Consider the following 14,210-nt stretch of genomic DNA (forward strand, 5'->3'; position numbering starts at 1 on the left):
GATGTAACATGTCAGGCAGAGCAGACTTATCTTGGCGATAATCTAGAGGAATTTTTAAACACCGGGCCTGCCTCTATGATATTATATAATCCTTGGCATGTTATAGCGGTGCTCTATTCTCCGAGCGCCCAGAAATGGCTGTTTTACGATCCTAATTTCGCAAAAGGGGTTATTCCTTGCGCCAGAAATCAGCTTATTCTCCTCATACACCGGAGCGTGGGACGCCTGATTTCTGTACTTGGTAATTATTCACTGCCCACACCAAGTATTAAAGATCCTTCTGCCTTTATTCGCGAGGGGGGCTTACTCTTGATGTGTGGTACAGAGGATTATCAGCATTCACTATTATCGCAATTGCCATCACCAGGATATATTGCAAGCGATGCCTTGTCCGGTTTATTGTTGCGGACTATTCGAGGGGTTCCTGCTTGGGTGTTGGCAATGAATGAGCCACTTGCTTCTTTTTACACGCTCGAATTATTGAGTCGGTTTATCGCGTCTTATCCACAAGATTATAAAAGTCAGCTCGCGCTTAGTCTAAGCGGTCTATCTGCTACTGAGCGTACTAAGTATTTGAGCTGTTTGCAGAGCTTGCCTGTGGATGCTGGAAATCTTATTCGCATTATTACCCAAATATTCACCTCAGTGGATTTTGATAAGGCTTTGCAAACATGGCAGAAACAGAAGTCTATGGCTGCGTCCGTAGCTATTTATGTGCAGCAGCTAGTGCAGAGCGGCCCCAAGAAGCAACTGCTTGAGTTAGAGAGTACTGAAGGGGTGCAGGCGATGCAGTTGCTCTTAGAAAAATACAGTCGCAGTGTATCGCGGCCGCTTTTCTATGTTGATTCACCTGATGATTTAGCCTGTTCAGCGCCCTTTATGAGTAATGAAAATGGTCTCGGGGTGGTGCATCCTGGTCCGGGCGGCCGTTTTTATGATTTTCTAATGGCGCATCACGCACCACTCATTGTGGTTAATTATGATAACTTTGAGGCAGATGATGTGGTACGTTTTAATCAGCTGTTAGATGAGCAACCGCGCGCCGATGGCACTCCCTTACCGCAAGCAGCACAAATAATAGGGCTTATTAATCCTAAAAAAGCAACTGCTTATCAGGGAGCTGATTTTTATTCGCGCTTTGACATCGTAGCAACCAGCCTTTTTCGTTGTGCTCAATTGACGCAAGAAATTGAGCTGTTACCGATTAATACCTCCGAGGGGGCACAAAAGGTTACGGTGATTAATTTATATCAGGCACTGGATTGGAAAGAGCGTTTATTAGGAAAATGGGTCATTCAAAAAGACAAATTCATCTTTGTAGAAGGGGAGCTTATAAGGGCATTAAACACCGGCTTACCTTTAGCAATTTATAATGGCTTATGGGATCTCCCTGAATTTGTCCAATTTTGGCGCCATGCCTGTTCACGTGGTTATATTGACTATGAAGGGAGGCGTTTACTCATTCCGAGTACGTTGCAGTTGCTAAAACATGAAGGCTATGATTGGGCTAAATTAGCGCGCCAAGTATCTTTTGTGGCGCCATCAAATGCACTTGTGTCTATGAATCCTGGGCGATTAAGTACATTTTTCCAAGAATACGAATGTGATAATATTGGAAAAACACTAGAGACCTTACCCGGTTTAATTGCCAGAAACGAAAATAAGTGTATTGAAATTCTGATTACACGCAGTATCGATGAGCATCAATGGGCTATGGTTTTAGATGCTTGCCGCCAATACAACGTGCACTTACGTTGCTCCTGTGCACCCTCGGTTTCTGTGCCAACAGCCTTACAGCATTTATTGCCAGCACCTACAGAGCCTCTTTTTGATTTATGGGATAGTTCCTTTGGCGATGCACCGACTCTTGTTCTTGAAAGTAGTGATCCAGATGCCACAATTGCCACACTCACTAAGAATGAGCGCGATTTGCAAATCATTGATGTGTCCGAGTGTTCTGGAAGTGATTTGCTGCTACAACTGCAGTCCACACAGAATAAACAAAGCTTGCGGTATGAGTTTAGTCAATCTGCTGGAGCGCTTTTAAAGGCATTAGATAATAAACAAAAAGTGATACTAAAAGGGCATTTTTCAGTAGAGCTTTGTGATGCATTAGCCCCATTATTATTACAACGGAAAGCCGCAACGCAGAATGCTGGGCAGTTGATCTTAGTGAGTGAGGATACGGTCCATTTTGATTATCTTCCACGAAAAAAGCATCAAGTTAACGCATATAATAAACAAGAAATTCTAGCAATAACCTATACTCAGGATGAAATAGAAGTGCTTGATGCGCATCTTTTGGCAAAGGAAGGCTTAAGCCAGCTTAACGCGCGTCTTACTTATAAGCGTATTAATCCGCATGGAATAGAGACAGCGGATGCTTGGCAGGGGTTATACCATCTACCAGGAAAAATTCGATTTGCTGATTTTAATGTGGAACATAGTGCCGACATTGCTAGAGCATTTAATCAGCAGCGTCTTGAGCAAGTCAATCGTGTACTGGCCTATTCGCCTTATGTATTTTTAAGCGGCCTTACCGGAGTCGGGAAGTCTACTTTTGTAGCGAAAAATCTTAACTCAACAACGAGCACCTTGTATCAAGGTGAGGCAAAACTTTTAGATTGGGTTTTAGATCAATCAGATAAACGTAAAATTCTTTTTATTGATGAGGCAAATTTAAGCCCTCGTCAATGGAGTGAATTTGAAGGTTTATTTAGTGAGCCACCGGGAATCTTAATTAATGGAACTTATTATCCTCTAAGTAGCAATCATAAGGTGGTATTTGCCGGTAATCCCGTTAATTACGGTGATGAACGCAGGCTGGCTCCATTTTTTGCCCGCCATGGTCAGGCACTTGTTTTTGAGCCTATGCCCCTTGAGTTTATTTATGAAGATATTTTGAAGCCTGTTTTTGCGCACAGTGAGTTAGCTGAGGATGCGCTTATGATTTGTCAGCCTGCGCTTGAGGTTTATCGTTATATTTGTGAGCGCTCCGAAGAGCGGATATTAATTTCTCCTCGTGAACTGCAAATGATGGTATTGCAGGTATTATCCTATGCGCATCAGCAACAGCCAACAGCCGAGGAATCTTATCTTGCTGCGCAGCACTATGCTTATCAGTTTGCTAAAGATTTGGTGCCTCAATGCTATCGTGTTGAATTTGATAGCTGCTTTAAACCAGAAATTACTTTACCAATAAAGGTAGGAGCTCCAGCAGCGGTAAAAAATTCCAGCTACCTTAGCACACCATCACGCGCTTGTCTCACCCAGCAGTTGCATGATTTACTGGCTTTAAGTCAATTTAAAAAAGAGCACGCATTGAACGAAGCTCAATGTTACGGTGGTTTGGGGGGGATGGTTATTGAAGGGGAGCCGGGAATTGGTAAAAGTGAGCTAGTCATTGAAGTCTTACGTGTCAATGGTTATGAAGAAGTGCATGATTATTTTTCTTATCCTGAGAAGAAAGTACCTGAAAAGCCTTTCTATCGAATGCCTGTGAGCATGCAAACCGAGGATAAAAAACGTTTATTGCTCACTGCTTTTCATGAAGGGGCTATCGTTGTTATTGATGAAATCAATAGCTCACCGATGATGGAACGTTTTCTCAATGACTTATTGATGGGAATGACTCCTGAGGGCGAGCGCCCGCGAATCCCTGGTTTTGCCGTCATCGGCACCCAAAATCCAGTTACCATGGCAGGACGACGCACGCCCAGTACGGCTTTAGCGCGTAGGCTAACTACGGTGAGTATGTCCGCATATAGCCATCAGGAAATGATCGCTATCCTGATTGCGAAGGGTGTTGATACAGAAAATGCTGATTTATTGGTTGCTGCATATGAGAATAATGTAAGAAAAGCGCGACAGGAACATTTAAGCCCAGAGCCAACATTCAGAGATTTGCTTAAGCTTGCAAAACAAGTTATTCGTCAGCAGAAGGAAGGCGAAATAATTAATGAGCTAGAGAATGCTTCTCCTGATTCCCCGGGTATGCAATCTGCAGGGAGTAAACGTCAACGAATGCCGCTTGAAAAAACGGAAATATGCCGTAAACGAGTATGTTTGGCAGAAGAAGAAAAGCCTGTTCGAGCAGAAGAAAATACCTCTACTGTTTTTTCTAAAAGAAAAAAAGGCAAAGCCAATAATATAAGCGAGCCTAAAAAGAAACGGGCACGCGCTGAATTTTTTACTGAGCCAAAACAAGCGCATCACCAAGCCGGTGCTGAGGAAGAAAAAAGACATGATGCAAGTTCGGTAAGAGATTCTTTTTTTGCTACGCAGCAAGGGGACGAAAGAGAGGATATCTTAAAGCCTGATGCTTCGGCGGGAAGAAGGTTTAATTAAAAGGATTGTATCATTTGAGATCATAGCCCGGGTTTTATTGGGGGCTATGATCCGATCTATCATGAACTTTCTTATCTCTAACTCGTTAAGTTCATTATTCCGGTGTTGCCGATTTTTTAGGACGATGATCTTCAGCAATATAGGTATACATTGTTGGCACCACAAATAAAGTGAAGCACGTCCCAATTAACAAGCCGGTGGCAATGACCAAGCCAATGTCAAAACGACTTACAGCTCCAGCACCACTGGCAATTAATAGTGGCAACACCCCAAAAACCATCGCGGCAGTAGTCATGAGAATTGGTCTTAAGCGAATTCCCGCGGCTTCTTCTACTGCGGCACGTCTATCCAAATTTTTCTCGCGTTGCAAGTGATTGGCAAAATCCACGATCAAAATACCATGTTTGGAAATCAAGCCAATCAAGGTAATCAAACCAACTTGAGTGTAGATATTAATGCTTGCCAAGCCTAAGTTTAAGGGGATTAAGGCACCGCAAATGGACATGGGTACACTGATTAAAACAATTAATGGATCGCGGAAACTCTCATATTGCGCCGATAAGACTAAGAAAATAATGATGATTGCAAAGATAAATGCAAACACCAGAGCACTTCCTTCTTGCATGAACTGTCTTGATGCGCCGCCAAAATCATAGGAAAACCCTTTGGGTAAGGTTTCATTGGCTGCTTCTTGTAAAAAATGCAAACCTTCACCTAAAGTTTTTCCAGGCATCATAATCGCTTGAATGGTGGCGGAGTTTAATTGTTGAAAATGAGTTGCTGCATTCGGTGCTGTTTTTTCCACGGCAGTTACAACCGTTGAAAGCGGGACCATCGTCCCATTAACGCTCTTAACATAAATACGTCCCAATTGTTCGGGGGACATGCGAAATGAGCGGGTGAGTTGCGGGATAACCTGATAACTACGGCCTTGTAAATTAAAGTAATTAACGTAATTACCGGAGAGGGCGCTCGTCAAACTACTCCCAATTGCCTGCATGTCTAATCCCATTTCTGAGGCTTTTGAACGGTTAATGGTTAGTTCAATTTGTGGTTGGTTGAATTTAAGTGAGTTATCAACGTAAATAAATAAACCACTTTTTTTAGCTTTTTCAGCAAGTTGGCTGGATATATCCAATAAGCTTTGAAAATCATTCGTGGTTTTTATCACAAATTGTACGGGGGGACCGCCGCCGCCACCGGGTAGAGGAGGAGGGACAATTGCAAAGGCATTTAATCCTGCGACTTGTGATAATTTATCTTGTAAGGGCTGCTTTAAGGCAAATTGACTTTTCGTTCGTTCATTCCATGGTTTTAGTACCATTCCTGAAACAGGTTGCTTGCTGTTTACGGTAAAGAAATTCTCTGTTTCAGGGAAGCTCTTATAAATTTCATCAAATGGTTTCGTAAAGGCTTCAATATAGTTAAGCGTTGCATATTGAGGAGGTACGGCCATGACAAAAAAGAAGCCCTGATCTTCATCAGGTGCTGTTTCCGCAGAGGTATGCGTATACAGATAAGGCAGCATCAGGATAACCACGGCAGCAAATAACAGCATAATTGCCCGTGTATCTAATAAGCTATGTAAGGTACGCTGGTATTTATCCTTCAGCTTATTAAAAAAGGTATCGAGGAAGTGCACAAATTTTCCATCGCTAATGTTGGCGGATAATACTTTAGAGCACATCATCGGTGATAAAGTGAGCGCAATAATCCCGGAAATAATAACCGCGCTAGCCAGGGTAAAGGCAAACTCTTTAAATAAAGCGCCAGTGAGGCCACCCATGAAACCAATAGGGGCATAAACTGCTGCCAGAGTAATTGTCATCGCAATAACCGGGGTAGCGATTTCGCGCGCGCCAATGATGGCGGCATCAAAGGGGCTTTTCCCTTCTTCTATATGACGATGGACATTCTCTACGACCACAATCGCATCATCCACTACCAAACCAATGGCCAATACAAAGGCAAGTAAAGTTAGTAAATTAATACTGTATCCGAGCATGAGCATCAGGGTGCATACACCCACTAAGGAAAGAGGTATGGTTACTATGGGAATAAGAACGGAGCGGAGTGAACCAAGGAATAAAAAAATCACGATGATGACAATGATACCGGCTTCAATAATGGTATGAGTGACCTCATCGAGAGAGGCGCGGATGAATGCCGTGGCATCATAAACAATTGTTCCTGTTAGTGAAGGGGGGAATTCTTTAATGATCGAAGGCAATAATTTTCGGGTATCACTAATTACAGTTAATGGATTGGCGGTAGGGGTTGGGGTAATGGAGATAAATACGGCCTTCTTACCATTGAAGGTTACCGAACTGTCATAATTTTGTGAACCTAATTCAATTTTCGCTATATCATGCAAACGAACTATAGAACCCTTATCACTTTTGACAATCAAGTTACTAAATTGAGTGGCATCGTTAAGGTCAGTTTTTGCTGTAATACTGATGGCGACGTATTCACTTTTAGTATTACCGGCGGCGGTTAAAAAGTTGTTTTTTGCAAGTACCGCAGAGACATCCGCTGGGGCGACATTTAGGGCAGCCATTTTTATAGGATTTAGAAATATACGCATGGAATAGGTGGATCCACCTAAGATTTCGGCCTTAGCAACGCCGTCAACTGTTTGTAATTGCGGTTGTACGACGCGAGTTGCATAGTCTGTAATCTGCTGGGGTGTCATTTCAGTACTGTCTAAGCTGATGTACATTAAAGCTGTTGATGAATCCGAAGTTTTTAAAACAACGGGCTGCTGTGCCTCTTTAGGCAATTGGTTAATTGTCTGTTGCACTTTACTCGTCACATCGGTAAAGGCGACTTGTGGATCAAAGTTCAATTTAATGTTCAAGGTGATCGTACTGAGGCCTTGGGTACTGGATGAGGTCATATAATCAATCCCCTCCGCACTGGCTACTGCATTTTCCAAGGGGGAGGTAATGAATCCAGCAATAAGATCCGCATCTGCGCCTGGATAGCCGGTCATAATGGTGATGACCGTATTATCCATACGCGGATATTGACGAATTTGCATGTTATAAATGGCATTAATACCAAAAAGGAAAATGAGCAGGCTAATTACCATGGCAAGGACTGGCCGTTTGATAAAAAGATCGGTAAATTTCATAAGTTATCCTGACAAAAAGTAATGCTTATCTATTAATAAAGGTATTGCTGAGGCAGCCTAAACGCATCCTTAAGTTTGTAATTTGTAGCCCGGATTAGACGAAGCCCTAATCCGGGAAAGCCTTGCCAACAAATTCTATCTATCCTCGACGAATTTTTAATGGAGTCGCGTGGTTTTTATTGTCCAAGCAGCTCGGGATCGCTGGTATCATTCAGCCTGACGTTATTATTGATTGCAACTGGGGTTCCATTTTGTAATTTGACTTCACCAGCACTAACCACTAATTGACCCGCCTTCACTCCTTTCTTAATCACGGTATAATTTCCACGTTGCTCACCCGTAGTAACAAAAACGCGATTGACGTTTAGGACATCAGAACCATCTTTGTTTTTCTTACCCTCTTTATCTTTTTCAATAACATAAACTGAGTTACCATATAAGCTATACGATACTGCGGTTGAAGGAACAATGATGGTATGTGGTTGTACCCTCTGTTCAATTTCAATGGCAGCAAACATCCCAGGTACAAAGGTATATTTGCGTATTTTATTGGCAATATTTGTCTCTGTATTGCATGAGATAATTAACTTAGTGCCGCCAGGTTCTTGGCGTGCTTTTATCAGCGGCGAATTTTCGGGATCCTTGAGCGCTTGAGCAGGGCAGTTCGCTAAAGTACCTTGAACTAAGACGTTATGCGTGTTTAGATCTACTTTAGAGTTAATTGCGGATACTTTGGCTTCAAACAGCGTATTCGGAAATTCTTCTAAAGAAAAAGTAATGCTCTGGTCTGGATGTACTTTTTTATAAAGTTGTTCCGGAAGGTAAAATTCAATGTACAATGGATCCAGGGATTGCAAAGAAACAATCGTAGTTTGTCCTGGACTGATGAATTGTCCGAGGTTCACTTGTCGTATCCCAAGACGACCAGCAAAGGGGGCGCTAATGTGTTTTTGTTTAATTTGCGCTTGGGTCTGATCTACTTTGGCTTGTGCCTGATCCAAAGTGGCTTTTGCTTCGTCAACACTGGAAATAGGCGTAGCACCTCTTTTATATAAGTCAGTTTGACGTTTATAACTTAAGGTTTTCAGGGTTAAGTCGGATTGGTTAAATTTTAATACAGCCTGATCAACTGCATCGTCAATGGTAATTAAAGGCGCGTCTTTATCGACAAATTGCCCTGATTCAAAATCGATTTGCACGACATTGCCCGATGCCTGTGAGCCTAAATCAACACCATTAATGGCGACGAAATTACCTATGGCATGGATGGTTGGCCGCCAATTTACTTCTTGGGCTATGGCTGAAGCCACAGAAACAGCTGGGGGTTGATAGCTTGCAAAGAACCGTTTAATCATGAATGCTTTGAATAAGTTAAAAGCAATAATACCGCCGAAAACAACGAGTAAGGCTATTCCCATGATGGTCAAGCGTTTTTTCATAAATGCACCCCACATTATAAAACGGCGCTAAATATACCATGAAAGAGATATGTTATTACCTTAATTGTTTTATTTTTTATTTATCCGTGGTTATAAAAATAACCTATTGACTAAATACAATACTTTGTTACTATGCCACTTTCATCACAAAAGGGGGAAAACCATGAAGTTGAAGTCCTTGTTGTTTGTTGTCTGTTTCGGTCTGTTTAGCAATCTTTTTGCAGCGAATGTGCACTTGAATCCTAAAGCAGATGCTGCTGATAAAAAATCCGTTGCTAAAGAGATGATGTACCCAGGTTATTGCCAAATCGAAGTGATTAATGACAGTTTTACTGATGTTTATGTGTACGGTACTTTTGATGATGGCAGCACTATTGATTTCAGTATCTACCGTTATGAAGCACCTCACTATATTAGCTTGTTCTATTATTTTTATTGCCATAGTGGAATGTACCTCACTATTCAATCTCCTTATGGAGTTGTTTATTCTGGTTGGACGAATGTAGACAGTACTGTACACGTTGTTCCTTTCTTGAAAAAAGGCGCTAAAGCAGAGATATCAACTAGATAAGCAACGTAGTAATCGCTTATTAATAGGGAAGTTGCATTTTTAATGTAGCTTCCCTTTTTTATTGAGGAATTATAAAATGAAACGAGTTATCCCCAGTTTGCTGTTATTGCCTTTGCTTACTTCTTGTGTCGTTCAAGAAGGATATTATGAACCAGGCTATTATCCACCACCACCGCCATATGTTGAAATTCATCGTTATGACGAACATCGCCATGAGCACCATCAGACCCCTGGTTATCGACCAGCGCCACAAGCAAGAGTGTACCAAGGCCAGGTCAATAATCATGCTAATGCACCGATTCATGGTAACCATCGTCCAGGCGGACAAGCCGTTGTCGTTAGTCCACAGCAACCACAACCTCAAACACGCCCTATGCCACTACAATCCCAGCCACAAGCGCAGGTACAACCAAATGCCCACGGGCATGGCAGGGTTAATGGGCCTACAGCGATGCCTCCTGCTGCATCTGGATCTAAAACTCTGGATCAGCAACATAACGTCGAAGGACATAATTAATTTGGGGGATTGTTGGTAGTCGATAATTTGAGTGTTGTTCGTGATGTAGGTTGCTGCACTTTGTTGTTGGACTCCGTAAGTTAAGCGCCAATCTGTATATGAAAAGGTATGTTCCTTGCCTTGGGAACTGGATTACGAATTCAGTCTGAATTCGTATCCAACTAAATTTTGTGGTAGTCTATTGGCGTTTTTTTATTTAAGTTAAGGAATTCCAGTGATGCATAACTTTCTTAAAATACTGTGTGTCGGATTGCTCTCTTTAATTCTGGGGGCCTGTGTCGCATCTCCCGGCAGTGAGAGCACTGGAGAGTTTCTCGATAGTTCGACTACGACAACAAAGGTCAAGGCTGTTTTAGTGAATGAGCTGGGCTCTACTGGATTTGCAATACAAGTTAAAACATTTAAAGACCAAGTACAACTCAGTGGTTTTGTTCCTACAGAACGATTAAAACAAAGAGCCGGCGCTATTACTGCAGGTGTAGATGGTGTAAGCAGCGTAATTAACGATATTGTTGTGAAACCTTGATGTAACAATTTTCAGGCTAAGGATTACTTATGTTTGATGGAAGCTATACTATAGAAAATTTTGATAAAGAATTATTTCAGGCTATTGTTGATGAGCAACGTCGACAAGAAGAGCATATAGAATTGATCGCATCGGAAAATTATGTGAGTCCACGTGTTTTGGAGGCGCAAGGTTCGGTGTTGACGAACAAATACGCCGAAGGTTACCCTGGCAAGCGTTATTATGGCGGTTGTGAGTATGTTGATGTGGCCGAAGACTTGGCCATTGCCCGCGCAAAAAAACTTTTTGCTGCCGATTATGTGAATGTACAACCGCATTCAGGTTCACAGGCTAATGCGGCAGTGATGATGGCTTTATTAGCTCCTGGTGATGTTATTTTAGGTATGTCCTTACCACATGGTGGGCATCTTACGCATGGTTCCAAAGTTAATTTTTCTGGTAAAATCTATGAAGCAGTGCCTTATGGTGTTAATGAACATACTGGGCTAATCGATTATGATGCTTTGGAACGTTTGGCCATGGAGCACAAACCCAAATTAATTATTGCCGGTTTTTCTGCTTATTCACGTGTCCTTGATTGGCCACGATTTAGAGCAATCGCGGATAAAGTCGGCGCTTATCTGATGGCTGATGTGGCGCATGTTGCTGGTCTTATTGCTGTAGGTTTATATCCTTCTCCTGTGCCTTATGCCGATGTGGTTACGACGACAACCCATAAAACATTAAGAGGTCCACGTGGCGGCTTAATTTTATGCCGTGCAAATGAGGTGATTGAAAAGAAATTAAATTCATCTGTCTTTCCTGGTATGCAGGGTGGTCCATTAATGCATGTGATTGCAGCAAAAGCAGTCGCTTTTGCCGAGGCATTATTACCTGAGTTTAAAACCTACCAAGAACAGGTATTGGCAAATGCAAAAACAATGAGCTCTGTTTTGATGCATCGTGGATATAACATTGTTTCTGGCGGTACGGATAACCATTTATTATTGGTTGATTTAATTAATAAGGACATTACCGGTAAAGATGCTGATGCTGCTTTGGGTAGAGCAAATATTACCGTGAATAAAAACTCAGTGCCTAATGATCCACGTTCACCTTTTGTAACCAGCGGTTTACGGTTGGGAACTCCTGCAGTGACCACCAGAGGATTTAAGGAAAAAGAAATTACTCTTCTATCGAATTGGGTAGCTGATATTCTTGATGATATTAACAATGAAGCGACCATAGCCAGGGTAAAAGAAGATGTATTGCGCTTATGTCGTGAATTTCCAGTCTATAGGTAATCATGTATTGTCCATTTTGTCATGCAGAAGAAACCAAAGTTGTTGATTCGCGTTTAGTGGCTGATGGTGCCCAAGTACGCAGAAGGCGCGAGTGTCTTGAATGTCACGAGCGCTTTACTACGTTTGAAACAGCGGAATTAATTATGCCTTCAATTATTAAGCGTGATGGCCGGCGAGAGCCATTTAGCATTGATAATTTACGTTCGGGGATGTTAAGAGCCTTGGAAAAAAGACCTGTGAGCGTTGATGCTTTGGAAGAAGCGATTATTGCGATTACTCAGGAAATCCGCCGTCGAGGTGAGCGTGAAATTGATTCTCGATTGGTAGGTGAATTAGTAATGCAGGCATTATTTAGTTTAGATCACGTCGCCTATGTGCGTTTTGCATCAGTGTATAAGCGTTTTAAAGATGTAAGTGATTTTAGACAAACGATTGATCAGATGAAGAAAGATTAGTGTAGTTTTTCTAAAAAGGATTTTGATTCGCATTAGGGAATGACCTAAATAAGCAAAAGAATTCATGAGGTTACAGTGGAAAAGCAGTCAATAAGTGGTAAAAGAAAAGCTCGTAAATTAGCGCTTCAGGCACTTTATCAATGGTTCATGTCAGGGAGTGAAGTGTCTGAAATAGAAGCGCAATTCCGACTTATAAACAATATGAGCAAAGTAGATGTCGATTATTTTTGTCGTCTACTCTATGGTATTCCTGAACATATAAATGAATTGGAAAACAGTTTTTCTCCTTTTTTAGATAGGGAAGTACACGAGTTAAATCCAATTGAGCTGACCGTGCTGCGTCTTGGTTCTTTTGAATTATTCCACTGCCCGGAAGTTCCTTATAAGGTGGTGCTTGATGAAGCCATCTCTTTAACCAAAGAGTTTGGTTCACAAGATGGATACCGCTATGTCAACGGCGTATTAAACAATCTGGCACAACAGGTTCGTTCGGTAGAAATCAGTCTTGGCAATGAATGAGTTCTCTCTAATCGAACAATTTTTTAAACCTTTAGGTTTAACACGTGAGGATGTTTTATTAGGTATCGGCGATGATGCCGCTTGTTTACGTGTTTCTAAAGGGATGAATTTATTAGTAAGTACGGATACCTTGGTTGCTAATGTGCATTTTCTTCCCGAATGGGATGCTTACGATATTGCATGCCGTTCGGTGATGGTCAATGTTAGCGACTTAGCTGCCATGGCAGCTCAGCCTTGTTGGGCAACTTTGGCTTTAACTTTGCCAGAAATGAATGCTGAATGGCTTGCTGCCTTTGCGCGTGGCTTAGGTGAGTCCTTGAAGCAATTTAATATGGCTTTGATTGGTGGTGATACGACCCATGGGCCATTATCTATTACGCTAACCGTTTTTGGTCAAGCACCTCAGGGGCAAGAGTTACGTCGTAGTGGGGCAATGCCTGGCGACATTGTTCTGGTTTCTGGGCAATTAGGTGCAGCAGCTTTGGCGGTTAAACTTTTTGATGCAAAAGATATTCCATTAGCTGATAAAACAGAATTAAGGCATAAATTACTTCATCCGCAGCCTCGTATTGATTTAAGTAGTTTCTTGCGTCAGTATGCGACTGCTGCTATAGATATATCCGATGGATTAAGTGCGGATCTTAATCACATTTGTGTGGCCAGCGGTGTGGGTGCTTGTTTGAATCAAGACGCAATTCCTCTTCATCCTTTATTATACCAATATTATCCTGATAAAGCAGTTGACTTGGCCCTTACAGGCGGTGATGATTATGAGTTATGTTTTACTGTTCCAGAGCAGCAACTTGATTCATTAATGATTGCATTGAAAAACGCAGCATTAACGTGTTATCCGATTGGGAAAATTGAGGAAAAGCCTGGATTACGAATTAAAATGTCCGATAATCAGTGCAACGAACTCGTTCCACGTGGTTATGTGCACTTTTAAGTTCGTTTTAAAAGACCACTTGAGAATAATAATGAAACCAAAAAATTTAGCACAGCGTGTTTGGCAAGATCCTCTTTATTTTATCGCCTTTGGCTTTGGTTCCGGCTTAATGCCCACAGCACCTGGTACTTGGGGTACTCTAGCTGCAGTTCCTGTTTATTTATTGCTGATGAATTGTAGTTGGGCGATGTATCTCTTATTCACTTTGGCTGCTTTTATTTTAGGTGTATGGGTTTGCGATAGAGTCAGCAAAGACCTGGGGATCCATGATTATAAAGGTATTGTCTGGGATGAGGTAGTTGGCTATCTGTTAACCATGTTTTTAGCTCCTCAAGGATGGGCCTGGATGCTTTGTGGCTTTATTTTATTTAGAATTTTCGATATTTGGAAGCCTCAACCTATAGATTATGTTGATCAAAAGGTACATGGTGGGTTAGGAATTATGCTTGATGATGTACTAGCGGCAGTACC

General features: G+C 41.8%; 11 protein-coding genes. 9 read left to right on the forward strand and 2 right to left on the reverse strand.

Annotated features, from left to right (window positions below):
- The first annotated feature begins 75 nt into the window (after window positions 1–75).
- On the forward strand, window positions 76–4,347 hold the full coding sequence (locus LDG_RS08525; RefSeq protein WP_148263540.1) for an AAA family ATPase: 4,272 nt from the start codon (window positions 76–78) through the stop codon (window positions 4,345–4,347).
- 94 nt (window positions 4,348–4,441) lie between these two features.
- Here LDG_RS08525 and LDG_RS08530 read toward each other — a convergent pair whose 3' ends face one another.
- Together LDG_RS08530 and LDG_RS08535 are read right to left on the reverse strand one after the other, a co-directional pair.
- Window positions 4,442–7,483: an efflux RND transporter permease subunit gene (locus LDG_RS08530; protein ID WP_006870874.1), complete on the reverse strand. Its 3,042-nt coding sequence runs from the start codon at window positions 7,481–7,483 to the stop codon at window positions 4,442–4,444.
- 176 nt (window positions 7,484–7,659) lie between these two features.
- Window positions 7,660–8,922, reverse strand: a complete 1,263-nt coding sequence (locus tag LDG_RS08535) for an efflux RND transporter periplasmic adaptor subunit (RefSeq protein WP_006870875.1) — start codon at window positions 8,920–8,922, stop codon at window positions 7,660–7,662.
- A 163-nt stretch (window positions 8,923–9,085) separates the two neighbouring features.
- On the opposite strand from LDG_RS08535, the gene LDG_RS08540 reads away from it, so the two are divergent.
- From LDG_RS08540 to LDG_RS08575, 8 genes are all read left to right on the forward strand, one after another.
- Window positions 9,086–9,493: a hypothetical protein gene (locus LDG_RS08540; protein WP_040535054.1), complete on the forward strand. Its 408-nt coding sequence runs from the start codon at window positions 9,086–9,088 to the stop codon at window positions 9,491–9,493.
- Between the two features lie 76 nt (window positions 9,494–9,569).
- Window positions 9,570–10,010 carry a hypothetical protein gene (locus LDG_RS08545; protein ID WP_040535057.1) on the forward strand — a complete coding sequence of 147 codons (441 nt, stop codon included), beginning with the start codon at window positions 9,570–9,572 and terminating at the stop codon, window positions 10,008–10,010.
- A 217-nt stretch (window positions 10,011–10,227) separates the two neighbouring features.
- Complete coding sequence (locus LDG_RS08550) at window positions 10,228–10,536, forward strand: BON domain-containing protein (protein ID WP_040535060.1); 309 nt, start codon at window positions 10,228–10,230, stop codon at window positions 10,534–10,536.
- Window positions 10,537–10,565: 29 nt separating this feature from the next.
- A complete protein-coding gene (gene glyA / locus LDG_RS08555; RefSeq protein ID WP_006870880.1) occupies window positions 10,566–11,819 on the forward strand; it encodes a serine hydroxymethyltransferase in 1,254 nt (417 codons plus the stop codon).
- Window positions 11,820–11,821: 2 nt separating this feature from the next.
- A complete protein-coding gene (gene nrdR / locus LDG_RS08560) occupies window positions 11,822–12,274 on the forward strand; it encodes a transcriptional regulator NrdR (protein ID WP_006870881.1) in 453 nt (150 codons plus the stop codon).
- Window positions 12,275–12,349: 75 nt separating this feature from the next.
- Window positions 12,350–12,793, forward strand: coding sequence for a transcription antitermination factor NusB (nusB, locus tag LDG_RS08565; protein ID WP_006870882.1), 444 nt, complete (start codon window positions 12,350–12,352; stop codon window positions 12,791–12,793).
- Window positions 12,786–13,739 (forward strand): thiamine-phosphate kinase, encoded by a 954-nt coding sequence (thiL, locus tag LDG_RS08570; RefSeq protein WP_040535063.1) that lies wholly within the window; start codon window positions 12,786–12,788, stop codon window positions 13,737–13,739. Before nusB ends, thiL begins: the two co-directional genes overlap by 8 nt.
- A gap of 31 nt (window positions 13,740–13,770) precedes the next feature.
- The coding region (locus LDG_RS08575; RefSeq protein ID WP_040535066.1) for a phosphatidylglycerophosphatase A family protein at window positions 13,771–14,210 on the forward strand (440 nt) is incomplete at its 3' end.

It is taken from the genome of Legionella drancourtii LLAP12 (assembly GCF_000162755.2).
Lineage (GTDB): Bacteria > Pseudomonadota > Gammaproteobacteria > Legionellales > Legionellaceae > Legionella > Legionella drancourtii.

Bases quoted from the DNA above. Each gene is read 5' to 3' on its own strand.
- LDG_RS08545 (WP_040535057.1), top strand. From the start codon at position 9,570: ATGAAACGAGTTATCCCCAGTTTGCTGTTATTGCCTTTGCTTACTTCT.
- LDG_RS08530 (WP_006870874.1), bottom strand. From the start codon at position 7,483: ATGAAATTTACCGATCTTTTTATCAAACGGCCAGTCCTTGCCATGGTA.
- glyA (WP_006870880.1), top strand. From the start codon at position 10,566: ATGTTTGATGGAAGCTATACTATAGAAAATTTTGATAAAGAATTATTT.
- LDG_RS08535 (WP_006870875.1), bottom strand. From the start codon at position 8,922: ATGAAAAAACGCTTGACCATCATGGGAATAGCCTTACTCGTTGTTTTC.
- LDG_RS08540 (WP_040535054.1), top strand. From the start codon at position 9,086: ATGAAGTTGAAGTCCTTGTTGTTTGTTGTCTGTTTCGGTCTGTTTAGC.
- LDG_RS08525 (WP_148263540.1), top strand. From the start codon at position 76: ATGATATTATATAATCCTTGGCATGTTATAGCGGTGCTCTATTCTCCG.
- nrdR (WP_006870881.1), top strand. From the start codon at position 11,822: ATGTATTGTCCATTTTGTCATGCAGAAGAAACCAAAGTTGTTGATTCG.
- thiL (WP_040535063.1), top strand. From the start codon at position 12,786: ATGAATGAGTTCTCTCTAATCGAACAATTTTTTAAACCTTTAGGTTTA.
- LDG_RS08550 (WP_040535060.1), top strand. From the start codon at position 10,228: ATGCATAACTTTCTTAAAATACTGTGTGTCGGATTGCTCTCTTTAATT.